Source organism: Photobacterium sp. GB-72 (genome assembly GCF_003026095.1).
Taxonomy (GTDB): Bacteria; Pseudomonadota; Gammaproteobacteria; order Enterobacterales; family Vibrionaceae; genus Photobacterium.
The window spans coordinates 76,681-100,785 of record NZ_PYNV01000001.1 but is presented as its reverse complement, the minus strand read 5'-3'; the positions used below and the strand labels follow the sequence as shown (position 1 = coordinate 100,785).

Below are 24,105 nucleotides of genomic sequence, written 5' to 3'. Positions count from 1 at the left end.
CTTAGTAGATAGTGTTTACTCATTAAGCTGCTGTTTTATCGAGAAAGTTAAACCGTAAACATCATATGGCTGTAAAAGCCAATCGCGATAAAAGTACTTGCTGCACTAAAGACACATAGCATTGGTGTTTTAATATTCGGATAACGTTCAATAAGTAAAAGTAAGCCAAAAAAGGTTGGATATAACCCAAACGCATAACGAGGCATCGCATTTAAATTTGATGACAGCGGTAATATCAAACAAATGAACATAAATATGGCTTCAGCGTAGTATTTACGCGCGACCAAATAGATATTTAGTATAAACGCGAGTATCGCCATGATGGCTAAGTAAAGCTTAGGGCCGCCTGTTTCAAAACCATAGAGGAGCCAGTGAAACGGATTGGTTAATTGACGTCCCCATGCAATTTGGATGTGTCCAAAAGCCAGCGCATCACCTACATGAAAGTAGAGATAAGCCATATAGGTGAAAAAGCCGAAAGGGATCACCCATATGGCTGAAATTGCTTTCAGTGCCGGGGTTTTTAAGCGAAAAAAGCTATTTATACCGTAGTGTTGAATCGCAATAATGAGTACAGGAAAAACCAAGAACACGCCAAGGTTACGGGTAATAGCGGCTAATAGACCTAAAATAGCGACCCATCCCCATTGTTGGCGATAACTAAACAGGAATACACCAGTCACGAAAACAATGAAGAGCGGTTCGGTATAGCCTGCAGTTGAATACACAGTATAAGGTGAAAAGCACAATAACCAGATAGCAGCAGACTGCGTTGCTTTGCTGAAATTAAGCTGCTTTAACGCCATTAAAATAATCGGCAGGCTGAATAAAAACGCTAAGTTTGACGCTATGACTAAACCTAAGCGGGCATTGTTAATTGGGTTTTCAAAAAAGAAAAATTTTGAAAAGATCCAACCAATAAAGGGCTGTAGAGGCATAAATGCCCAGTTAGCCGCATTCTTTTGACTTAGCCATTGTGGCACTAAATCATAGCCATTTTCGATGATCCGATAAAACCAGACACAGTCAAAGCGACAAATAGTTTGCAATAAAGGCTGTTCAGCATAATGTCCAGAAGCAAACTCGGCTACTCCCCATAAACCTAAACAGTAGATAACGGTGCGACTCACAATAACGGCAAATATAATGGTCAGCCATTCTTGTTGACTAATTTTGATTGAAGGTAAGCTTAATGTAGTCATTTAAACACCCAAAATTTAGCCAAGATGAAGGTAATTACAGGTACGCAAAGGGTTGATATTGTTACCGCCAGCCAACCTGAGAACATTGCAGATTTCAACAATGAAGCAAGGATTAAATTGTTAATAAAAAAGCCCATCAATGATACGGCCAAAAATTTTAAAAATGATCCTTTCTGTCCAAACGTAAAGTGGCGATGTCCAAAGTAAGACACTAAAAAAGCAATACTAAAACCGATCACGTTGGCACTGTATTCTGATGGATCTTGGATTTGGAAAAAATATAGTCTAACAACAGACAAGTGTACGGCTGTTGCAAGTAAGCCAATAATTGCAAATCGATTTAATTGCCAAAAGTGCTTTAAAAATGACTCATTCATTGATGGTTTCTAACTCTTTTTCTGTCTCTGTAACAAGAGGTTGTGTGTTTTTTTCACTATATTTCCCATAGACACCTTCAACAAGGTAAATAGGGCGCTGCTTTAGTTCGGTATAAATGCGGCTGATATAGCCACCAATTACGCCTAATGAAATTAATTGAATCCCCCCAAGGAACAGAACAACGGAAATGGTTGATGCGTACCCTGGTGTATGAATACCAAAGAAAACAGTACTGACTAATACATACATTAAAAAGGTAAAAGATAAACACGAGATACCAAAACCAACAAACCCCCAGACACGTAGAGGCCAAGCAGTAAAACTTGTAATACCATCCATTGCGAAGTTCCATAACTTCCAATAGTTGAATTTAGTATCACCAACATTTCGCTCAGGACGCTGAAAATCGACGCCGATTGAGCGGAATGAAGACCAAGCCAATAAACCTTTCATAAAGCGGTTACGTTCAGGTAATTGTTTTACTGCTTCAATAACACATCGGTCAATGAGACGAAAATCACCGACATTTTCGGGTAAGATTGTTTCTGCAGATAAAAAGTTGAAGAAACGATAGAAACCGCCTGCAGTCACACGCTTTAACAAAGTATCTTGTGAACGGTCAACACGAACACCATAAACTGTATCGTATTCCCCTGTTTGCCATAATTGGATAAATTCAAGGATCAGTTCTGGTGGGTCTTGTAAATCAACATCTAAAATCACAGCAGCATCACCTTTTACGTAATTAAGGCCTGCGGTCATGGCTGCTTCCTTGCCAAAATTACGAGCGAAGTTAATTAAGCTAATTGAATCATCTTTGGCTATTTGAGCTTCAATTACAGACTGTGTTTTATCTTTACTACCGTCATTAATGAAAACAATATCAATATGTGAGCGGATGGAGGAAAGCTTATTATTGATTTCGTTAATAAATGGCTCAATAGCGACTTCTTCGTTATATACAGGAACGATAAGTGACAGGGTATAGTCTGTATTTTTAAGGTTATTATTCATATTATTTACCTTAGTTATTGATCATTAAAAGGTGACGCGATTGTTGGTTTTGTTGCTTGATGACTATCGTTTTTAGATAAAAAGGCAAAGTCCACCAACTTAAATGCCAACGGTGTTAATGCCTTTATCTGCAATGTTTGTAATGTATCGCCAGACTTAAATGCAGATGCTGGGATAATGGCATCAAACACATTAGATTGTTTTGTTGGTGCAAAAACGCCATGCCATTGGTTTACTGAAAAGTGCAATGGTGAGGATAGTGAAGATGCTAATGTGATACTGACTTTAACCTTTTGCTTTACCTTATGCGGAAGCGTGAAATAAAACCCGCCAGTACTTGTTAATAATCGAGCACCATTATCAGCGTCTTCATTCCATCCTGCGCGTGATAAATAGGGAACTTTTGTTGAAAGTTCTAGCGATGATGGAATCTTTAGAGCAAGGTTAGGCTCTTTAGGCTGCCAAAAGAGAGTCTGAGTTTTAATGTAATACGCCTTGTACGCAATACTTACGTTCGGGGTTACTGCTTTATATAAAACCCAAAGATAATAACACGATAAGATCGTAATTAACGTTAGTAGCGTAATACGTAATGTTGTACAAGAATGGTTTTTTTTAGTGCTTATTGGCATGGCATCATTAGCGACATCAATAGTCATAATATACCTATATTATTTTGTATTCGTTATCTTATTGCTGTAAGAATACACTTTATAACTTTATTCTCAGAAGGGATATGGATTTCATTGCCAAGTTGTTTTTTTGACAATTAATTGTCATTGGTGAATAACATAGAAAAGGTTAATCAATGCTGTATAAGAAAAGTAAAAGTAAGACATTGAATACTCACTTTTAAATATTGGCTTATTTGATAGTTTTTCTATAAAAAAGAGCTATAAAATCAAGATACTGATTAACAGCCTAAGTTAATTATTAACTCAGTTAGGAGCGTTATGTTTACGGGAATTGTACAGGGAACAGCAGAAATTATTTCGATTAGTAAGAAACAAGATTTTCAAACTCACGTAATACGTATGCCTGCTAATTTATTAAGTAATGTAGAGCTAGGGGCTTCGGTTGCTCACAACGGCTGTTGTCTGACAGTGGCGGAGATTAATGATGATTTGTGGTCATTTGATTTGATGCAAGAGACACTAAATATCACTAATCTTGGTTTAGTTAAAGAAGGTGATGTCGTCAATGTTGAGCGTGCAGCAAAGTTTGGCGATGAAATCGGTGGGCACTCTATGTCTGGACATATTATGTGTACAGCAGAAGTATCTAATGTTGTTACATCAGAAAATAATCACCAGATCTGGTTTACTTTACCGCAAGCACAGATGAAGTATGTATTCACTAAAGGCTATATAGGGATTGATGGTATAAGCCTCACCATAGGTGATGTGGTCGAAAATCGTTTCAATGTGAATTTAATCCCTGAAACATTACAGCGTACAAATTTAAAAAGTCGTGTTATTGGTGATGTGATTAATATTGAAATAGATCCTCAAACCCAAGCGATAGTTGATACTGTTGAGCGTGTAATGGCAGCAAAATCATAAACGAGAGATTAACTAGACCGCTTAGCGTAACTGGTCTAGTTAATTGATCATGGAATTAGTATTAAAAAATTTGCTCGTCATCAGCATCGATAAATAAATTAATGGTTTTGTGGAGATCATCAACCTGCATATTGATATGAATCGGATTACAGCATGCAGAGCAATCATCATAAAACTCTTGGCTACCAGCGCTTGCATCTAATTCAATGCGTATGATTTGTCCACAATGGGGACAGGTAACGCTTTGTTCTGAATAGTTTTTCATTATTGCACTCCTTCACTCGCAGTCAGTTATCAGCAGCAAATTTAATTTAGGTTATGTTGATAATATTCGCTATAACTAAAAATACTATTGATAGCCTAGACGCTGGCAAAAGCGTTTGCAGGTAAACTTATTTTACTGTGGTGATAATAGCTATCAATGAAAACTAATGTACGACGAAAGATATGCAAAAGCTTATACATACCTTACGTCGACACATACATAGAATTTAATTACTCATCTAATAGATTAAGCTTGGCTATAATGTATTCAGCTTGGCCCATATATTCGCCACCAAAGAGTATGCAGTGATTAAGAATATGATAAAGGTTATAAAGCTCTTTACGCTCTTGATACTCGGGGGGAAGAGGATAGACTGAATTGTAACCCTTATAAAAGCTGTTTGGGAAACCACCGAACAGTTCTGTCATAGCAATATCACATTCGCGATCCCCCCAGTATGTGGCGGGATCAAAAATAATTGGGCCAGATACAGTTAGAGCAGTATTGCCATGCCATAAATCGCCATGTAATAAAGAAGGTTTCGGCTGGTGGTTAACTAAGTGTTTAATGACATTGCTAGTAATAATGTCAATATTACCAAATATAATGCCTCTTTCTTCACATAGTTGTAATTGCCATGCGATACGTTGCTCTGCAAAAAAACGACACCACCGGCGATGCCAACGGTTAGGTTGTGGCGTTAAACCAACATAATTATCAAAATCAAAACCGTATTCAGCTTGCTCACCCCATAAATGCAGTTTTGCTAATTGCTGACCTAATTGATAACCAGCATTATCATCGACTTTTTTTGTTGGTAAATAATTCAGTGTGAGGAAGGATTTATCGCGGCATGTACCAACATGGATATACTGAGGTACTTGAACACAATTGGCTTCATTAAGAATACGTAAACTTTCTGATTCAGTTTCAAAGACAACGAGCTGTTCTTTATCATTGAGTTTGAGAAAAAAACGTTGATCACCATCGCTAACGCAATAGCATTCATTGACATCGCCCCCTTCAAGCGTTTGTCGCTCAATAATCTTAAATGGTCGACCTAGTACATCTGACAGTTGGTGAGAAATGGCTTGCCACATAATCATCCTCCGCACTGAAACTTATGTATACAACTTGTCTATCAACATCTTAGACTATATATCGAGTGAAGAAATGTGAACTCAGTGTGATTTTAGTTACTGTTTTTAAAAACTTAGAATTCAGACGATAGAAAGAACAACAAAAACAAAGTATTAAAATAAACCACCGCATAAAATATATGTTCTTCTTTTTTAAATAAAAAATAATCACATCGTAAAAATATGCGTAAATCTTAGATGGCGATTCAATAAAAAGTAATTAGACACTAATTGATAAAGATACTTACAAAACAAAATGTATTCACGTTGAGAATGCAGGTAATCTACAGCACATTACTTTTAGGAAAAGATATAAAATATGAACCAGAAAATCATACCAACAGACATGACATTTTTTGAACGTTTTGAAGCCGATATTCTTTCAGGAAAAAAGACAATCACTATTCGTGATGAGTCTGAAAGTCATTATGTTCCAGGTTCACAAGTAAAAGTCTCCACATTTGAAGATGGCCGTGAATTTTGTACCTTACAAATCGATAGGGTAGAGCCTATCTTGTTTTCTGAACTAAATGATTTTCATGCTAAACAAGAAAATATGACACTCGATGTGCTTAAAAGCGTTATACAAGATATCTATCCTGGGATAGAAAAACTGTACGTTGTTAGTTACACCCTCGTTGACTAAATTATTGTTATTAATTTAAGAGGATTCTTTGCAATCCTTTTAATCCGTTTGCTATAGTACAGCCTCGCTTTTCTTTTAGTGTGCCGCTCAGTATTGCGGTATCGAAAGTAAGGCGTTTTTTATTCGTAAAAGCTTCTGAAAGCTTTATAAATTCAACATGTGCTACTTGGTGTGTGGCACCACTGTTAAAGGACATTATTCATGCCTGTAATTACTCTTCCTGACGGTAGTCAACGTCAATTCGACGCGCCTGTATCAACTATGGACGTGGCACTTTCAATCGGTCCTGGTCTTGCTAAAGCAACGATCGCAGGGCGTGTTGATGGTGTACGCGTAGATGCATGTGATCTAATTGAAAACGACGCAAGCCTTGAAATCATCACTGCAAAAGATGAAGTCGATGGTTTGGAGATTGTACGTCACTCATGTGCTCACCTATTAGGCCATGCAATTAAGCAGCTTTACCCAGATGCGAAAATGGCTATTGGTCCTACAATCGATAACGGTTTCTACTACGATATCGACTTAGAGCAATCACTAACTCAAGAAGATCTTGAAGTGATTGAGAAGCGCATGGTTGAGCTTGCTAAAACCAAATACCAGGTTGTTAAGAAAAAAGTAAGCTGGCAAGAAGCACGTGATGCATTTGATGCTCGCGGCGAAACTTACAAAATTGAAATTCTTGATGAGAACGTAGCGCGTGATGACCGTCCAGGTCTTTACCACCACGAAGAATACATTGATATGTGTCGTGGTCCACACGTACCTCACATGGGCTTTTGTCAAAACTTCAAACTATTAAGCGTTGCGGGTGCATACTGGCGTGGTAATAGCGACAATAAGATGCTTCAACGTATCTACGGTACTGCATTCCACGATAAAAAAGCATTAAAAGCACACCTTACTCGTTTAGAAGAAGCGGCTAAGCGTGATCACCGTAAAATCGGCAAGCAACTTGATCTGTTCCATATGCAGCAAGAGGCACCGGGTATGGTGTTCTGGCATCACAACGGTTGGACTATCTTCCGTGAGCTAGAAGTATTCATTCGTGAAAAACTAAATGAATACGATTACCAAGAAGTTAAAGGTCCTCTAATGATGGATCGTGTGCTTTGGGAACGTTCTGGTCACTGGGATAAGTACGCAGATGCGATGTTCACAACAAGTTCTGAGAACCGTGAATACGCTATCAAGCCAATGAACTGCCCAGGTCACGTACAGATCTTTAATCAAGGTCTGAAATCATACCGTGATCTTCCATTGCGTATGGCTGAGTTTGGCTCATGTCACCGTAACGAACCATCAGGTTCACTTCACGGCATTATGCGTGTACGTGGTTTCACCCAAGATGATGCGCATATTTTCTGTACAGAAGCTCAAGTACAACAAGAAGTTACATCTTGCATCGAAATGGTGTATGATACTTACAAGACATTCGGTTTCGACAACATTGTTGTTAAATTATCAACACGTCCTGAAAAACGTGTAGGTTCTGATGCAATGTGGGATAAAGCTGAATCAGACTTAATTACCGCGCTTGAATCAATGGAAATTCCATTTGAAATTCAAGAAGGTGAGGGTGCGTTCTACGGTCCTAAGATCGAGTTCACTCTTCACGATTGCCTTGATCGCGCATGGCAGTGTGGCACCGTTCAGCTAGATTTTGCATTACCAGAGCGTTTAGGCGCTACTTATGTAGGTGAAGATAATGAACGTCACACACCGGTTATGATTCACCGTGCAATTCTTGGCTCACTAGAGCGTTTCATCGGTATTCTTATCGAAGATTATGCAGGCTTCTTCCCAACATGGTTAGCGCCTCAACAAGCTGTAGTGATGAATATTACTGATGCTCAGTCAGAATATGTGCAAGAAATTGTAGAAAAATTGAAAAAATGTGGAATTAGAGTCAATGCGGACTTGAGAAATGAGAAGATTGGCTTTAAAATCCGCGAACATACTTTGAAGCGAGTGCCTTTCATGCTGGTTTGTGGCGACAAAGAAGTCGAAGCAGGCGTTGTAGCAGTTCGTACTCGCAAGGGTAAAGATTTGGGTAAATTCAAGATTGATGAACTTGTTGCATTTATGCAAGAAGAAATTAGCAGTCGTAAGCTCAATATTGTGGAGGAATAAGGTATTAAAGGCGGAAAAAGAACCCAAGCACCAGTTAAGCAAAACGCGCATCGTCTAAATGAAGAAATTCGTGGCGTACGTGAAGTTCGCCTGACTGGCCTTGATGGCGAATCAGTTGGTGTTGTTTCACTTGATGAAGCAATGGAAGTTGCTCTAGACGCTGGTGTGGATCTAGTTGAAATTAGCCCTAATGCCGAGCCACCAGTTTGTCGTGTGATGGACTATGGCAAGTACCTGTTCGAGAAGAGCAAGGCTGCTAAAGAGCAAAAGAAAAACCAGAAACAAATCCAGATCAAGGAAGTTAAATTCCGACCTGGTACAGACGAAGGCGACTATCAGGTAAAACTACGCAACCTGACTCGCTTTTTAGAAGAGGGCAACAAGGGTAAAGTAACGCTACGTTTCCGTGGTCGTGAAATGGCCCACCAAGGCATTGGTATTGAACTTCTAAATCGTATTAAGAGTGAGCTTGAAGAAATCGCGGTTTGTGAAAGCTTCCCTAATCGAGTAGAAGGTCGTCAAATGACCATGATGCTTGCCCCAAAGAAGAAGTAATAAAGGCATTCAAGTAGCTAAAAGCGCTGCTTAAGCAGCGCTTTTTGTTCGCCCTATTACTGTGATTATTAACTATCAACAATGCGGAGTTATCATCTCATGCCAAAGATGAAAACAAATCGTGGCGCAGCTAAGCGCTTCAAAAAAACAGCTGGTGGCTTTAAGTTTAAGCACGCTACTAAGCGTCACATCCTGACTAAACGTACTACTAAGAACAAACGTCAGCTTCGTCCAAATGCAATCCTTCCTAAGTGTGAAGTGGCTGCAGTTGCTCGTATGCTTCCGTTCGCTTAATCGTTTTTAGTTTTATATTTTATTATTTTAGTTAGGAGTCTCCTATGCCTCGCGTAAAACGTGGTGTACAAGCGCGTGCACGTCACAAGAAAGTTCTTAAACAAGCTAAAGGCTATTACGGTGCACGTTCACGTGTTTACCGCGTAGCTTTCCAAGCTGTTACTAAAGCTGGTCAATACGCTTACCGTGACCGTCGTCAGAAGAAACGTACTTTCCGTCAACTTTGGATTGCACGTATCAACGCTGCTGCACGTCAAAATGGTATGTCTTACAGCCGTCTAATCAACGGTCTGAAGAAAGCATCTATCGAAATCGATCGTAAGATCCTTGCAGATATCGCTGTATTCGACAAAGCTACTTTCACTGTTCTTGTGGAAAAGGCAAAAGCTGCACTGTAATTTCTCAGTTTAGTTTTTAAGTTAAAAGGAGAGCCTCGGCTCTCCTTTTTTCGTTGTATATCATACTTATTTCTTCTAAATATTCACTTCTCTATTGATTTATAGATGGCTTGCAAGTAATAGCTCTAACTGTAAACTCAATTGTTCTATTTGCATTCTATGCTCCATATCTAAGTAAGCTTCATTAGATATTGCTTTTTTAAAAAGAATTAAAAGACGTTTAGTCTTCTCCTTATATTTTTGTCGTTTGATGAGATCTTTGTTTAATTGTTGTTGCTGTTTACTTAATGCAAATAAAGCATGGTGAATAGGCTTTGTGCATTTAGGTTTTAATTGAGGGTTATCTTTTAATATTCTTGGTCTAGAAGGGTGAGGCTCTGGTAGTGGATTGTTAATAAGCATTAAGAAATGTTGATCAGCATCGGTAAGTTGCTGCTTGAGGCATTTTTCATCCTCAAGCAACTGACTCTTCTTTACTTCCAATGTTGTTATGACTTGTTTTAATTGCGAATATTGAAAGTAGAGGTATTTGAAGGAAATATTCGTCATGGCTGATAGCTATGTTATTCATCGAGCTCATTAAGTAATTTAGCTGTTTTCGCTTCTTCTATTCGATTGATTAAACGATTTGATTCAGATTCATCACGAATAGCTTTACTTAAAGTGATCGTTGCACTGACAAGAAATAAGCTACAAATACTGTAATAGCCTTTCACGATTAAATCGCCCGGTAATTTGACGATACTAATGATCATTGCGATGGTCGCAATGACAAAAGTAGCCTTAGCATACGTTAACCAATAGTTATCTTGTTTTTTCATGTTATATCCTAATTAAATAAAACAGTGTTCGATTATGATATGTGATATTGCTAAATAATTCAACAGTGTATTTTATTTTTATCAGATATAAAAAAACCAGCACTTTAGAAAGAGGTGCTGGTTTAAAAATTAAAGAAAATAAAACTTATGCTTTAATCATACGACGCTGCTTGTTTGCGCGAGCACGAGTTTTAAATAGAAACGCAAGGAATGGAACTAAAAGAGCGTTAAGACCAATGAAGAATACAAGGTTAACAATGTTAAATCCTGCAGCTGAGTTAATAGGCATTGAATGCGCTAGGCCGTAGTTACCAAGAGCAAGTAATGCGGTGCAAAGGATCATTGCAATTGTTGATATTTTTAATAGTGCAGCTAGATCTTTATTGTTCATCAGAGACTTCCTAACTTTGATTTTGATCATAATTTACACTGAAAAATGTAATTTTAAAACAGGTTTGATAATTAATTTCACTATTTATCGTCAGAAGTATAAAAAAAGCGACGATAATGATTGCGTATCTATATTGATATTTTGTTATCAATTTTGGCTTTTATTTAACAAATAAAAGGGTCTCAATGTTGCTGAATATAGTTTTTGGTCTGTGTTTTAGTGTGTTTAAAACTCATTAATAAAGAGATGAGAAATCCCACAAATAAACCATTAAAAGCAAAGTAATACAGCACATGTATATAGTCGATATAAAACTGAGTTATTAACGGTTCTTAAACCATAATAGGCATGCTAGAGAACATACCCATATTGGCCATGATTATGAGGGCAATACAAAGCAGTAATGTGACTCTTAAGATTTTTAATAGTGCTGTGAAATCTTTAATGTCCACTGTTATTCCCTCAAAAAAGACGTAATAAAATTACTCTCAGTAGAGAAAGTTTGATAGGTAAAAAAATGATAAATAGGAATGCTCATACAATGTAATGATTTTCTTATTGTTAGGCGCTAATTGATTGAAATCCTCAATTTTTGCCGTTCAACTGATAAAGACGTTTTTTTTTCGTCCAAACTTGCGCTTTTAGTACGATTCAATTTGGATTTAGACGCTGCTTTCTTTAGTATGTATCAATACGCGATTTTATATCTCCCTTAAGGACGCCACCTGTGGGTGGATGAGGATACGATGCAACATCTAGACGAGATTATTGCCAACGCAACGGCAGCTATTGAGCAGGCTGATTCATTAGTCGCTCTGGACGAAGTCCGAGTTCAATTCCTAGGTAAGAAGGGTCACTTAACTCTTCAACTTCAAGCCCTAGGTAAATTACCACCAGAAGAACGTCGTACTGCTGGTCAAGAGATCAACAAAGCGAAACAAGCAGTGCAAACACTCCTTGTAGAGCGTAAAGATGGCCTACAACGTGCAGAGCTTGAAGCTAAGCTTGCGGCTGAGACTATCGATGTTTCTCTGCCTGGTCGTCGTATTGAAAATGGTGGCTTACACCCAGTAACACGTACCATTGAGCGTATTGAAAGTTTCTTTGGTGAGCTTGGTTTTACAACTGAAGCTGGCCCTGAAATCGAAGATGCTTTCCACAACTTCGATGCGCTAAATATTGCTGAAGATCATCCAGCACGTACCGACCACGATACGTTCTTCTTTAACCCAGATCTAATGCTACGTACGCACACATCAGGTGTTCAGATCCGTACAATGGAAAATGGTCAACCGCCATTCCGTTTCATTGCTCCTGGTCGTGTTTACCGTAATGACTACGATCAAACTCACACACCAATGTTCCACCAAGTGGAAGGTATGTTAGTTGATGAAAACGTAAACTTTGCGCAACTAAAAGGTATTCTTCACGATTTCCTTTGTAATTTCTTTGAAGAAGAAGTTGAAGTACGTTTCCGTCCTTCGTTCTTCCCATTTACAGAGCCTTCAGCTGAGGTTGATGTAAAAGGCAAGAATGGTAAGTGGTTAGAAGTATTAGGCTGCGGCATGGTACACCCTAATGTTCTACGTTCAGTTAACATCGATCCTGAGAAATACTCAGGCTTTGCATTTGGTATGGGCGTTGAGCGTCTAACTATGCTTCGTTACGGCGTTAACGATTTACGTGCGTTCTTTGAGAACGACTTACGTTTCCTAAAACAGTTTAAGTAAGCACTAGGGGCTAGAAATCTATGAAATTCTCTGAATCTTGGCTACGCGAGTGGGTTAATCCTGCAGTAAACAGCGAAGAGCTAGCTCACCAGATCACAATGGCTGGTCTGGAAGTTGACGGTATTGAAGCAGTTGCTGGTGAATTCACTGGCGTTAAAGTGGGTCAAGTGGTTGAGTGTGCACAACACCCAGACGCAGATAAACTTCGTGTTACAAAAGTGGATGTAGGTGCTGAAGAGCTTCTAGACATCGTTTGTGGCGCATCTAACTGCCGTCAAGGTATCAAGGTTGCGGTTGCAACGGTTGGTGCTGTGCTTCCTGGTGATTTTAAAATTAAGAAAGCAAAACTACGCGGTCAACCTTCTCACGGTATGCTTTGTTCATTCACTGAGCTAGGTATTGATGTTGAATCTGACGGCATCATGGAACTTGCAGAGGATGCAGTATTAGGTACTGACTTCCGTGAATTCCTAGGTCTTGACGATGTTACTATCGACGTTGATCTAACTGCTAACCGTGCTGACTGTCTAAGTATTGCAGGTCTTGCTCGTGAAGTTGGCGTACTTAACCGTGCTGAAGTCACTGAGCCTCAATTTGAGATCGTTGCACCTACAGCTGCTGACACTATTGCTATTGATGTTAAAGCACCTGCGGCATGTCCACGTTACCTTGGTCGTATTGTTCGTAATGTTAATGTTCAAGCTGAAACACCATTATGGATGCAAGAAAAACTACGTCGTTGTGGTACACGCTCAATTGATCCAATTGTAGATATCACTAACTACGTATTGCTTGAAATGGGTCAACCAATGCACGCATTCGATCTTGCTAAGATCGACGGTGGCATCGTTGTTCGTATGGCAGAGCAAGGTGAGAAACTAACACTTCTTGACGGTAACGAAGCTGAACTTAACGACAACACCCTAGTCATTGCTGATAACAAGCAAGCACTAGCGATTGCTGGTATCTTCGGTGGGGAGTTCTCTGGTGTTAACACTGAGACGAAAGACGTACTACTTGAGTGTGCATTCTTCGCTCCTGATGCTATCCGTGGTCGTGCTCGTAGCTATGGCCTACACACTGATTCTTCACACCGCTTTGAGCGTGGTGTTGATGCAACACTACAAATGAAGGCGATGGAGCGTGCAACAGCACTTATCGTTGAAATTTGTGGTGGTGAAGTTGCGCCAATCGTTGAAGCTGAATCAGAAGCTGATTTGCCAAAAGCTGCAACGATTGAACTTCGTCGCACTAAGTTAGACCGTCTATTAGGCCACTCAATTGCTTCTGAGGAAGTGGTTGAAATCCTAACACGTCTAGGCTGTGACGTTGAAACTACAGATGCTGGCTGGAAAGCAACAGCACCTGCGTGGCGTTTTGACATGGCAATTGAAGAAGATTTAGTGGAAGAAGTGGGTCGTATCTTCGGCTACAACAACATTCCAAATCAATCGCCAGTTGCTGCACTAAGCATGAACTTACACAAAGAAGCGAACCTTCCGCTTAAGCGTGTACGTGATCTGCTTGTTGATCGTGGTTACCAAGAAGCGATTACTTACAGCTTCGTTGAGCCTGAGCAACAAAAACTTATCGTGCCTGAAATTGAGCCATTGATTCTGCCTTTCCCAATTTCTGCAGATATGTCAGCAATGCGTTTAAGCTTGTGGACTGGCTTACTAAATACAGTTGTGTTCAACCAGAAGCGTCAGCAACCACGTGTTCGTCTATTTGAAGCGGGCTTACGTTTTGTTCCTGAGCAATCAGCAGAAAACGGTATGCGTCAAGAAATGATGCTTGCTGGTGTGATTGCAGGTAACCGTAGTGATGAGCACTGGGATATTGCAACTAACACTGTAGATTTCTTTGATCTTAAAGGTGACGTAGAAGCCGTACTTGAGCTAACAGCTAATGAAGCAGCATTTAGTTTCAAAGCCGCTAAACACCCAGCACTTCACCCTGGCCAATCAGCAGCAATCGTTGTTGACGGCAAAGAAGTTGGTTTCATTGGTACTGTACACCCAGAGCTAGAGCGTAAGTTCGGTTTGAATGGTCGTACAATCATGTTTGAAATCGAGTGGGCGGCAATTAACACTCGTATGCTTCCTGAAGCGGTAGTTGTATCTAAGTTCCCTGCAAACCGTCGTGATATCGCCGTTGTGGTAAACGAAGATGTATTAGCTGGTGATGTTGTTGCTGCTTGTCGTGAAAACGGTGGCGAGCTACTGACAGATGTTAACCTATTTGACGTTTACACGGGTAAAGGCGTTGAAGAAGGTAACAAGAGCCTTGCAATCGCACTAACGCTACAATCAGCGGAGCGCACATTAGAAGAAGCCGATATTGCATCAGCAGTAGAAGCTATTGTTGCTGCACTTGCTGAAAAGTTCGGTGCATCACTACGTGACTAAGACTCGTCAATAAAAGTTAATAGCGTTAATTACAAAATATTGACGCGTTTAACTCCTTGTTTTTTAAAAGCAGCCAGCAACGGCTGCTTTTTTTTTGATCTTTCTCCAAAAAATTAATAAGACTCTGATTAATAGATATTTTTTACTTTTTCTATGTTTTATAAAATACATAAGATGATAACTGTTTGTTTTTAAATGATTTTATTGTTGGTCTGTTTTGTTTTTATTTCAACTGATTGCACAATGGAAAGTGTGTGAAGCAAAAATATATTAAGAAATTAACGTGAAGTTTACGTAAAAAAGTTGGCGGAAATCAGCAAGTTGGCTTAGACTTGACTCTAGTTGATAAGGAAGTTGAGATGTTAATCTCTTCAAGCACCAACTATAGGTGTTATTAGCCTTATTAACGTAACCTTATTCACAGTAACAAATTGGAATGATGCCAGTGTTGTTACTATACATTCAACATAGTCTTGAGGGAGTTATCTATGGCGCTCACAAAAGCCGATTTGGCTGAGAACCTGTTTGAGAATGTTGGATTAAGCAAACGGGACGCCAAGGATACGGTGGAAGTCTTCTTTGAAGAAGTTAGGAAGGCTCTAGAAAATGGCGAACAAGTAAAACTGTCTGGTTTTGGTAATTTTGACTTACGAGACAAAAACGAGAGACCAGGGCGTAACCCGAAAACTGGCGAAGATATTCCAATTTCTGCGCGTCGTGTAGTCACTTTCCGTCCAGGTCAGAAACTAAAAGCACGTGTAGAAACATTAGAAGTACCTAAATAAGCCCGTTTAACGCTTAGTCAAATCGAAACCCAAGTGAATTTATTCTCTTGGGTTTTTTATTACCTCTTGCTGAGATAAGTGAACCTTCATGAGGCTGTTGGTTGTCATTATGTTGCTATTGTGTTTAAAGTTTGGTGTTTTATACTGGAGGTTAAAGCTATTGGGCGATTGTATTTCATAACGTTTATGTACATGGAGGTAATATGACGTTTGTTGATGAAGTGAAAAAAGGCCGTTTTTTATCGGCAACTTGTGATTTATCATTACCATTCACGGTCGGCGAATGGATATTGGAATCTGGTATTCATTGTAAATTGTTGCAGCGTGGTGTACTACAAATCACGCCGGTAGAGCAAATAAGTACGGCAAAAGATATTGTTTTATCTTCTGGTGTGCATGGTAATGAAACGGCGCCAATAGAATTAATACAACAGTTAGCGGAAGGTATTTTACTTGGGCATATTGAACCTGTTCATCGGTTACTGTTAATTATTGCTCACCCTGAAGCTATTAATAACAAAACACGCTTCATTGATGAAAATATGAATCGTTTATTCAAAGTTCGGAATCAAGAAAGGAACATTGACTGTACGATTGCAAATCAACTGCAAGAGGCTGTAAATAGCTTTTATGGTTCTTCTACAGCTATTCAACCAGAAAAGTGGCATCTTGACCTTCACTGTGCAATTCGACGCTCAGAACACTATACCTTTGCGATTAGTCCATATAGCCATAAGTTATCACGTAGCAATAGTCTGTTTAGTTTTATTCAGCATGCAAAAATAGAAGCGGTGTTATTGGCAAACGATCCTTCTTCTACTTTTAGTTGGTTTAGTGCGGAATATCATGGCGCACAAGCGCTGACGATTGAACTGGGTAAAGTTGCAGATTTTGGCAATAACAATTTAGCGCTATTGGCGCATTTTAGTAGAGCGATGATGAAGTTGGTGACTGAAAGCTCCTTGCCTATTACATGGAATAATGATGTCGAGGTCTACCGCGTTAGCCGCACTCTGCTGAAGCAATCTGACGATTTCAATTTCTCTTTTCCGAATGACTTGCCAAATTTTACATTTTTCGAAGAAGGCACCTATTTAGGTAGCGATAAAGAACAAGAGTTTATTGCGGATGAAAAAGGAGAGGCTGTTGTTTTTCCTAATGCGAATGTAGCTTTAGGCCAACGAGCAGCATTAATGGTAAAAAAAGCACATATCATCTTTGATGAGCAGATACGGTTATGTGGATAAGTTTTAAAAAATCATGTTTTTCATTATTACAATCTCATACTTTTGTTCTTTTACGAAGGTTGTAGGGTAGGGGGCTTTTACCATTTTGACGATGGATCGTATGTCTCTTAATGCATTATTAGCCCGTCAGCAATCACGCTGGCGGTTTAGTTTTTGGCTAATAGTTTTACTACTTATTCTTGTTTGTTTTTTTTCCTTATCCGTTGGGGAGTTGTGGATCACACCATGGGCACCTGAAGGCGGCTTAGAACAACAATTACTCCTACAGTTACGTCTGCCTCGGTTATTAGCTGCTCTGGCTATAGGGGCTGCTTTAGCAAGTTCTGGTGCCGTTCTGCAAGTATTACTTGGTAATCCATTAGCAGAGCCGGGTGTATTGGGTATCTCCGGTGGTGCAAGTTTAGCACTAGTTGCAGTATTATTCTTTTTGCCATTTGCACCATCTCCAATGCTTACCATGTTTACAGCGATGGGAGGCGCATTATTATTTACATTAATTCTCGTAGGGCTCTCACGTCGACGTAGTGTTTCAATGACTCGTTTATTACTGATTGGTGTCGCGTTGGGTATTTTGTCTAGTGCTGTTATTACTTGGGCATTTTATTTTAGTGATGATCTTAATATGCGACAGTTAATGTACTGGCTTATGGGAAGCCTTGGTGGGGTTAATTGGCAGCAACTCTCTTTGCTATTTTTTATTGTTCCTGTGTTAGCTGTTTTATGTTGTCAGGGGAAAAAACTCGATATTTTAATGTTGGGAGAGCTCCATGCGCGGCAACTTGGCTTGAACGTAGCGACTCTACGTTGGAAATTGATCTTAATGGTATCGTTATTAGTCGGTAGTGCTGTCGCGTTAGCTGGGATTATTGGCTTTATTGGGCTTGTTGTTCCGCATTTGATACGTTTGATGTTAGGCACAGAAAATCGTTTTTTGTTGCCGTTATCTGCTTTAGCTGGAGGGGTATTATTAGCCTTCGCCGATACGTTATCACGTATTTTACTGCCTTCTGCTGATCTTCCTGTTGGCGTTGTGACTACATCACTGGGTGCACCAGTGTTTATTTGGATGCTTATGCGAGCACAACTGGATTAATAATATGTTAATGATTAATCGTATTGCTGCTGAACATCGATTAGAGCCTTTAACCTTTTCTGTTGATAGCGGTGAGATCGTGCATTTTATTGGTCCTAATGGTAGTGGCAAAAGTACCGCAATAGGGCTTATTTCTGGGTTATTTTCTGCGGCTGGCAATGTCACTTTGGAAGGAATTGATCTAATGGATTATGATCTTGCTTCATTAGCGCGTGTGCGTAGTTATATGTCTCAGCAAGATAAGCCAAATTTTGCCATTCCTGTATACCAGTATCTTCTAATGTCTTTTACGGCGTTGGGTGAAGTAAAAGACGTGATTAAACAAGCTGCAATTGATGAAGTGTGTGGGTATTTAGGTATTGTTGATAAATTATCGCGAAGTATACAAACACTTTCTGGTGGTGAGTGGCAGAGAGTCAGATTAGCTTCCGCTTGTTTACAAGTTTGGCCTGCATTAAATCCCGACGCTAAATTTCTATTACTTGATGAACCCGCTGCATCTTTAGATATTGGCCAAGAAGCGTCTATGTATAAATTGATACGGAAGATTGCGTCACAAGGGATCGCAGTGATTATGGCTAACCATGATTTGAATCGGACATTACGCGAAGCCGACAAAGTGGTATTGCTAGAAGCAGGCCATTGTTTTGCTGTTGGTAGGACGCAGGAGGTAATGATTGTTTCACAGTTAGAGAAGGTATTTAGTACTGGGATTGTAAAAGTGAATTATCAAGGCATTGAAAATTTAGTATTTGTTGATTAGGCAAATGGTATTGATTTATTGATGATATGCAGTAATAAAATGCGACATTTAAATGGGTGATAAAAATTTTTAATTATGATGATTTGTAATCTAAATAGTCATTTTTATTTCACAGGTTAGACTACCATTTTTTCCTGTAAACGTTTGAACTATGCATTGTCCATTCTCACTTCAAGGGGTATGCCAATCGTGCCCTTTAGCTTCGCTTTCATATCCGCAGCAGATTAAACAAAAAGATGATGTGTTACGTAGTTTGTTTTCAGAACATCACCCACAGCAATGGTTAGCACCAGTAGAAAGTGCCATTTCTGGCTATCGTAATAAAGCCAAAATGGTGGTGCTGGGCGCAGCTCATGAACCATGTTTAGGTATTCAAAAGCAGACTGAGGATTCAACGGCAGGATCTAAACCGATTAGTTTGTGTACTTGTCCTTTGTATCCCGCAGATATGCAAGCGTTGTTGATCTATATTGAGCGTTGGATTCGTTGTGCTGGTATTCCACCTTATAACGTAAAGAAAAAGAAAGGTGAGCTGAAATTTGTGTTATTAACACGCAGTGATAGTCGAGGTGAGTTTATGCTTCGATTTGTATTGAGAAGCCATGAGGCTATCGCTCGTATTGTTAATAATTTACCTGAACTAATGGCGGCATTTCCTACGGTAAAAGTCGTATCGGTGAATATTCAGCCTGTACACATGGCACGCTTAGAAGGGGAAGAAGAAATTTTCTTAACCTCTGATCATTATTTATTAGAACAATTTAATCATGTTCCATTAGTTGTAAGACCTAAAAGCTTTTTTCAAACCAATCCAAAAGTGGCAGAGAGCCTTTATGCAACAGCAAAACGTTGGGTTAGTGAGATAAAGCCAGCTTCTATGTGGGATTTATTCTGTGGTGTTGGTGGTTTTGCGTTACATTGCGCTGAAGAGGTAGAGCATGTTACTGGTATCGAAATAGAGCCAGAAGCCATTGAGAGTGCTAAACATTCTGCTGAAATTATGGGGGTGACGAATTTACGGTTTGCAGCTTTAGATTCAACCAGTTTTTCGCAATCAAATAAAAGTGCGCCAGAATTAGTATTGGTGAATCCACCGAGGCGGGGGATTGGTGAACAACTGTGCCAACAACTAAATGATTTTGCACCAAAACATATTATTTATTCAAGTTGTAACCCTTATACGCTAGAGCAAGACTTAGCGAGGTTAACAGGATATAAGGTAATGAAGTTACAATGGTTTGATATGTTCCCGCACACAGAGCATGTTGAAGTTATGGTGCTACTTGAACATATTTAATGTTTATAAGGTAAAAGGGCATAACGTTATGCCCTTATTTTTATTTGTTATTCAAGTGAGAGTAGTATTCACTTAATAAATGAGTAAGCACTGAAAATTGGCGAGCTATCTCACGGTTAAGCCATAAATAACCATAATAACTAATATTACTGGCATCACTTTGCTCATGGTTTTCTGCCGGAGGTAAAAGTGAGAGCATTTTTATTTCTTCTTGTTTAACAGGTAAAATATGTTGGTTTTCTATTTGAATAGCTAGACGTGAGAATCGGTCTGCTAATTGCTCTTTTGCCTCCATTAGACCAGGCATGTCGTTAATTTTATTCTGTCCTAACTGTTTATCCCACCTTGTGTGTAGCATTGATCCCATCATGGTAAATATTTGTTCTTCTGTCAGCATGATCTCAGTTAAGAGCTGTTTACTGGCAATATTCTCATTTTTAGTATGTGGCTGAAGGCTAGTTTGTTTATCAAGTATGTTTGATAGGGGATTGATATCTATAAGTTGAAAGTTTTCTGCCGCTATTTGCTGGTTATGCTGATGATAATAGTTACAACAGAGCTTGATGAACTGATGAGTGTAATTAAGATAATGCTCCGTTGCACGAGCAGGAAAAATATATAAGCTACAACAAATAGCAACGATAGCGGCCCAAAACACATTGATTGTGCGCCACATTGCAGCATGTAAATCCTCTGGGCCACCGCCGGCAACCACAACAACAGTAATAGCAACAACAAGTGCCGCATAAGAATACTTACCTTGTGTATAGTAAATTGCTGTAACCACCGTAGTGATTAAAATAATGTGGTGGAGCCAACTGTATGAAGTGGGTATTAAATAGAGAGATAAACCTATAATCGCCCCTAATATAGTTCCTGTTATTCGTTGATTAGCTTTGGATAAAACACCACCAAGAAAGTGAATACTGCCCATGATTGTTACTGTAGTAATCAGCGCCCATGAGCCATAAGGTAAGCTAAATATTTGAATAATAGAGACAATAATACTAAGTGCAACAAACACGCGAAACACAAGTAGTTGGCGGAAATATTTGATTGCAAAGCGAGAATAATTCTTCATACAAAACATTCGTTAAAATTTTCTAAATCATACAAAGAATGTGATGAAAGTCACTATTTAATTGTGAGGATTGAACTCGTCATTTACCTGAAACATGTGTCAGGTTGGTGAACGTTTGATAAAAATAAAGGCACTATAGAGTGCCTTTAGTCGGTTTTATTATTAGCTTGAATGGCAATTATTGTGTTTTAAATTGTCCTACTAGTTGCTGCAATTTATGACCCGCATCATCCAGTTGACTTACGATAAGTTCAGAGTTTTTATTTTCTCGAATCAAGTCGGTCACAATATTTTGGATAGAACCCATGTTGCCGCTTATCTCACCTGTTACTGCATTTTGCTCGGTAGAGGCCGCTGCAATTTGATTAATCTTACCATTTATTTCAGTCACAGCTTCTGTGACTGAAATAAGGTTATTTGAAATTTGATTCGTCGAACTTACCGCATCATTACAAGACGTCTGACTTTTATCCATCGCTTGAACGGCTTGTGTAACCAAGTTATGTAATTGGTCTAGCATTTCATTAATTTCTAATGTGCTACTTTGAGTACGACTCGCAAGCCCACGAACCTCATCAGCAACAACGGCAAAACCGCGACCTTGTTCACCAGCACGCGCAGCTTCAATAGCGGCATTCAATGCAAGTAGGTTAGTTTGCTCAGCAATATCGCCAATCACTTTTAGTACATTATTAATATTATGCGATTGCTGATTTAGTGCATCAATGTAGCCAGAGGCTTGGGTTACTTCATCTACTAATGTATTTATTGATACTAATGATGTATCCACTTGTTGTTGAGCGATAAGCGCAACATCACTCATTTTTTCAGTACCAGAAGCAACATCGTTTGTGTTCTCTGCTATCTCATTTGCAGCTAGGCTCATTTGTTCAACGGCAGCAACGACTTGTTCAGTCTCGCAATTATGCTCGTTCAGTTTAGCAGTTAAGGCATTAGTTTGATTATGTACATTATGCGCCGTTGTTGTCAGGCTATCTGTCGTCGCTGAAACTTGGGAAATAATGCTTTGTAGTTTATTAGCAAAACGGTTAAATGCTTTTCCAAGTTGTGCAATTTCGTCATTACCTTCAACCACCAGACGTTTGGTTAGATCACCTTCACCATCTGCAATATCATTAAGTGTTTTAACCATACGCTCAACTGGTTTAATGATACGGCTTGTGATCAATAAAATAATCATGGCAGAAATTACGGCTAAAATGATCGAAATAAAAGCGACGGTATTGATACGATCTTTCATATCAGCATGAATCTGTGCTGTGTATTGTTCAACACTGTTATCTATGTCATCTAGATATAAGCCTGTACCAATAAACCATTTATTGTTATTAAGTGTAATCGCATAACTTTCTTTTGGTTGGGCTGGCTGGTTCGCTTTTTTAGGAAAGCTGTATTTAACAAACTGTCCATTATTTTTAGCCGCATTAATTAATACTTTGATGTACGCAACGCCGTTAGCATCCGTCGCGCCAATTTGATCAGTACCTTGAATTGAAGGCTTAAGAGGGTGAGCAACATTTACTCCCTCCATTGTGTAGATAAAAAAGTAACCTGCATCATTGGCTGCAAATCGAATAGGCGTAATAAGTTGGCGGATTTCTACAAGCTGTGTTGCTTCATCACTGTTTTTAGAAATGATATTTTCAATGGCGTGCTTGGTAATAATAACCGCGTCTTTGAGTTCTTGTTGTCTTTCTGAAATAAGCTCTTGCTTATAATGTGCCACATTTTTTGTTAGAGATTGGTTCTCTAAATAGATGACGATACACATCGCTATACCGAGAATAGCGATCATAGGCAATAAGCTTAGTAGTAATAATTTGTGCTTAAGTGTGTTGATCATAATTCCATTTGCCTTATCCATTATTAATCACTGATATGCATACGAGAGCGTTTGCTGTGTAGTATGCACATATAAGTTTATGTAATGATAAGAGAAAAATATTACTGATAGATGTATCTTTGATATTTATTCAATTAATAGTGCGGTTGTTGCAGACTTTTACATTGGGGGGAATAAAAATAAGGGTTGCATCGATAAAAAAATACCTACCAATGAGGTAGGTATTTTTTTAGAGCATGTATTTATTTTTTGTTTTTAAGGTATGTAATTGTGTTTGCCATATCTTGTAAGCTGTCGTGAGCACTTGTATTTACAAGATATTTGCCATTAATCAGGAATGCGGGCACTGATTGTAATGCAGCATTGCGAACGGTATCTTCAGATTGTTGGAGTAGCTTAAAGATTTCAGCTTGTTGTTGTTTTGTTAATTCATACGGACTTTTTAAACCGTTATCATGGAAGATTTTCGATAATGCGACTTTACGTTGCGCATCTGTCATATCTTTTGGTGAGTCTTGTACGAAAGAAAATAACGCTTCTACTAGTTTATGGCTAGGTTCGTTATTCGTTTGAATCATTGCTGCGTAGAAAATAAAAGCCGCTTTTTGCGCGCTTTCATTGAAAGTCACGTGTACTTGATTGATGTTTTTAGTGTTTGTTAATTTTTGAATTTCTGGCAGCATACCTTCCATATTACGGCAGTGCCCACAAGACAGTGAAAAAATCTCTGTGACAGCGGGCATGTTAGGCATAGGGGTTGGAATTATTGAATACTTATCGCCTTCTTGGGGTGTTTTAGAATCAGAACATGCTGTTAATGTTAGTGCTGCTAATAGTACAACGAAGAAAGATTGGTAAATACGTTTCATTGTGGTCTTCTTTATAGAATTAAATAAAGAGTATTATGGCGATAATTAAATAACATTGCATCGTAAAGTTACAAAATAACACCAAATTGTCTAATGTTAGCGTTATTTTGTTGATGAATAAACGTAAAGAAATAGTGTGAATAACTCAGTGAAAAGCCTATGTTGATGGG

25 protein-coding genes are annotated in these 24,105 nt (G+C 38.9%); 13 read left to right on the top strand and 12 right to left on the bottom strand.

All coding sequences use genetic code 11. The features are described 5' to 3' along the window. Positions 1–47 precede the first annotated feature (47 nt). Genes C9J40_RS00485 through C9J40_RS00470 form a run of 4 tightly spaced genes read right to left on the bottom strand, consistent with a single transcriptional unit; the run spans position 48 to position 3,253 of the window. Positions 48–1,202 carry a hypothetical protein gene (locus tag C9J40_RS00485; protein ID WP_107245340.1) on the bottom strand — a complete coding sequence of 385 codons (1,155 nt, stop codon included), beginning with the start codon at positions 1,200–1,202 and terminating at the stop codon, positions 48–50. After that, the gene (locus tag C9J40_RS00480) at positions 1,199–1,579 is read right to left on the bottom strand and encodes a GtrA family protein (protein WP_005367375.1); all 381 of its coding nucleotides are present in this window, start codon (positions 1,577–1,579) and stop codon (positions 1,199–1,201) included. Before C9J40_RS00480 ends, C9J40_RS00485 begins: the two co-directional genes overlap by 4 nt. Then, entirely contained in the window at positions 1,572–2,594 is a 1,023-nt protein-coding gene (locus C9J40_RS00475) for a glycosyltransferase family 2 protein (protein WP_107245338.1), read from the bottom strand. Before C9J40_RS00475 ends, C9J40_RS00480 begins: the two co-directional genes overlap by 8 nt. A gap of 14 nt (positions 2,595–2,608) precedes the next feature. Continuing rightward, positions 2,609–3,253, bottom strand: a complete 645-nt coding sequence (locus tag C9J40_RS00470) for a riboflavin synthase subunit alpha (RefSeq protein ID WP_107245336.1) — start codon at positions 3,251–3,253, stop codon at positions 2,609–2,611. A gap of 294 nt (positions 3,254–3,547) precedes the next feature. Between C9J40_RS00470 and C9J40_RS00465 the strand changes: the two genes are divergently transcribed. Next, entirely contained in the window at positions 3,548–4,156 is a 609-nt protein-coding gene (locus C9J40_RS00465; protein ID WP_107205847.1) for a riboflavin synthase subunit alpha, read from the top strand. A 61-nt stretch (positions 4,157–4,217) separates the two neighbouring features. Here C9J40_RS00465 and C9J40_RS00460 read toward each other — a convergent pair whose 3' ends face one another. Both C9J40_RS00460 and C9J40_RS00455 read right to left on the bottom strand, forming a co-directional pair. After that, positions 4,218–4,421 (bottom strand): CPXCG motif-containing cysteine-rich protein, encoded by a 204-nt coding sequence (locus tag C9J40_RS00460; RefSeq protein WP_107245335.1) that lies wholly within the window; start codon positions 4,419–4,421, stop codon positions 4,218–4,220. Between the two features lie 230 nt (positions 4,422–4,651). After that, entirely contained in the window at positions 4,652–5,521 is an 870-nt protein-coding gene (locus tag C9J40_RS00455; protein WP_107205849.1) for a fructosamine kinase family protein, read from the bottom strand. A gap of 358 nt (positions 5,522–5,879) precedes the next feature. Between C9J40_RS00455 and yqfB the strand changes: the two genes are divergently transcribed. The 5 genes from yqfB (at position 5,880) to rplT (ending at position 9,586) form a co-directional block, all read left to right on the top strand. Continuing rightward, the gene (gene yqfB / locus C9J40_RS00450) at positions 5,880–6,206 is read left to right on the top strand and encodes a N(4)-acetylcytidine aminohydrolase (protein WP_107205850.1); all 327 of its coding nucleotides are present in this window, start codon (positions 5,880–5,882) and stop codon (positions 6,204–6,206) included. A 201-nt stretch (positions 6,207–6,407) separates the two neighbouring features. Continuing rightward, a complete protein-coding gene (thrS, locus tag C9J40_RS00440) occupies positions 6,408–8,339 on the top strand; it encodes a threonine--tRNA ligase (protein WP_005367384.1) in 1,932 nt (643 codons plus the stop codon). Positions 8,340–8,342: 3 nt separating this feature from the next. Continuing rightward, positions 8,343–8,894 (top strand): translation initiation factor IF-3, encoded by a 552-nt coding sequence (gene infC, locus C9J40_RS00435; RefSeq protein WP_107205852.1) that lies wholly within the window; start codon positions 8,343–8,345, stop codon positions 8,892–8,894. 99 nt (positions 8,895–8,993) lie between these two features. After that, positions 8,994–9,188: a 50S ribosomal protein L35 gene (rpmI, locus tag C9J40_RS00430; RefSeq protein WP_005367387.1), complete on the top strand. Its 195-nt coding sequence runs from the start codon at positions 8,994–8,996 to the stop codon at positions 9,186–9,188. Between the two features lie 44 nt (positions 9,189–9,232). Continuing rightward, the gene (rplT, locus tag C9J40_RS00425) at positions 9,233–9,586 is read left to right on the top strand and encodes a 50S ribosomal protein L20 (protein ID WP_005367388.1); all 354 of its coding nucleotides are present in this window, start codon (positions 9,233–9,235) and stop codon (positions 9,584–9,586) included. A gap of 99 nt (positions 9,587–9,685) precedes the next feature. Here rplT and C9J40_RS00420 read toward each other — a convergent pair whose 3' ends face one another. From C9J40_RS00420 to C9J40_RS00410, 3 genes are all read right to left on the bottom strand, one after another. Next, a complete protein-coding gene (locus C9J40_RS00420; protein WP_107205853.1) occupies positions 9,686–10,135 on the bottom strand; it encodes a hypothetical protein in 450 nt (149 codons plus the stop codon). Between the two features lie 14 nt (positions 10,136–10,149). After that, positions 10,150–10,407, bottom strand: coding sequence for a YiaA/YiaB family inner membrane protein (locus C9J40_RS00415; protein ID WP_107205854.1), 258 nt, complete (start codon positions 10,405–10,407; stop codon positions 10,150–10,152). Between the two features lie 145 nt (positions 10,408–10,552). Next, positions 10,553–10,798, bottom strand: coding sequence for a phenylalanyl-tRNA synthetase subunit alpha (locus tag C9J40_RS00410; protein ID WP_107205855.1), 246 nt, complete (start codon positions 10,796–10,798; stop codon positions 10,553–10,555). 746 nt (positions 10,799–11,544) lie between these two features. Here C9J40_RS00410 and pheS point away from each other — a divergent pair. The 7 genes from pheS to rlmC all read left to right on the top strand — a co-directional run bounded on the left by pheS (position 11,545) and on the right by rlmC (position 20,121). Continuing rightward, on the top strand, positions 11,545–12,528 hold the full coding sequence (pheS, locus tag C9J40_RS00405) for a phenylalanine--tRNA ligase subunit alpha (RefSeq protein ID WP_005367402.1): 984 nt from the start codon (positions 11,545–11,547) through the stop codon (positions 12,526–12,528). Between the two features lie 20 nt (positions 12,529–12,548). Next, positions 12,549–14,936 (top strand): phenylalanine--tRNA ligase subunit beta, encoded by a 2,388-nt coding sequence (gene pheT / locus C9J40_RS00400; protein ID WP_107245333.1) that lies wholly within the window; start codon positions 12,549–12,551, stop codon positions 14,934–14,936. A 488-nt stretch (positions 14,937–15,424) separates the two neighbouring features. Continuing rightward, a complete protein-coding gene (ihfA, locus tag C9J40_RS00395; RefSeq protein WP_005367406.1) occupies positions 15,425–15,721 on the top strand; it encodes an integration host factor subunit alpha in 297 nt (98 codons plus the stop codon). A 203-nt stretch (positions 15,722–15,924) separates the two neighbouring features. After that, on the top strand, positions 15,925–16,968 hold the full coding sequence (gene astE / locus C9J40_RS00390) for a succinylglutamate desuccinylase (RefSeq protein WP_107245331.1): 1,044 nt from the start codon (positions 15,925–15,927) through the stop codon (positions 16,966–16,968). Positions 16,969–17,068: 100 nt separating this feature from the next. Next, the gene (btuC, locus tag C9J40_RS00385) at positions 17,069–18,061 is read left to right on the top strand and encodes a vitamin B12 ABC transporter permease BtuC (RefSeq protein ID WP_199186998.1); all 993 of its coding nucleotides are present in this window, start codon (positions 17,069–17,071) and stop codon (positions 18,059–18,061) included. 4 nt (positions 18,062–18,065) lie between these two features. After that, on the top strand, positions 18,066–18,824 hold the full coding sequence (gene btuD, locus C9J40_RS00380; protein ID WP_107205859.1) for a vitamin B12 ABC transporter ATP-binding protein BtuD: 759 nt from the start codon (positions 18,066–18,068) through the stop codon (positions 18,822–18,824). A gap of 151 nt (positions 18,825–18,975) precedes the next feature. Then, positions 18,976–20,121, top strand: a complete 1,146-nt coding sequence (gene rlmC / locus C9J40_RS00375) for a 23S rRNA (uracil(747)-C(5))-methyltransferase RlmC (protein ID WP_107245328.1) — start codon at positions 18,976–18,978, stop codon at positions 20,119–20,121. Between the two features lie 40 nt (positions 20,122–20,161). Here rlmC and C9J40_RS00370 read toward each other — a convergent pair whose 3' ends face one another. The 3 genes from C9J40_RS00370 to C9J40_RS00360 all read right to left on the bottom strand — a co-directional run bounded on the left by C9J40_RS00370 (position 20,162) and on the right by C9J40_RS00360 (position 23,935). Beyond that, on the bottom strand, positions 20,162–21,202 hold the full coding sequence (locus tag C9J40_RS00370; protein ID WP_107245326.1) for an FUSC family protein: 1,041 nt from the start codon (positions 21,200–21,202) through the stop codon (positions 20,162–20,164). Positions 21,203–21,380: 178 nt separating this feature from the next. Then, the gene (locus tag C9J40_RS00365; protein ID WP_107245694.1) at positions 21,381–23,066 is read right to left on the bottom strand and encodes a methyl-accepting chemotaxis protein; all 1,686 of its coding nucleotides are present in this window, start codon (positions 23,064–23,066) and stop codon (positions 21,381–21,383) included. A gap of 242 nt (positions 23,067–23,308) precedes the next feature. Continuing rightward, positions 23,309–23,935 (bottom strand): thiol:disulfide interchange protein DsbA/DsbL, encoded by a 627-nt coding sequence (locus C9J40_RS00360; protein WP_107205863.1) that lies wholly within the window; start codon positions 23,933–23,935, stop codon positions 23,309–23,311. Positions 23,936–24,105: the final 170 nt, after the last annotated feature.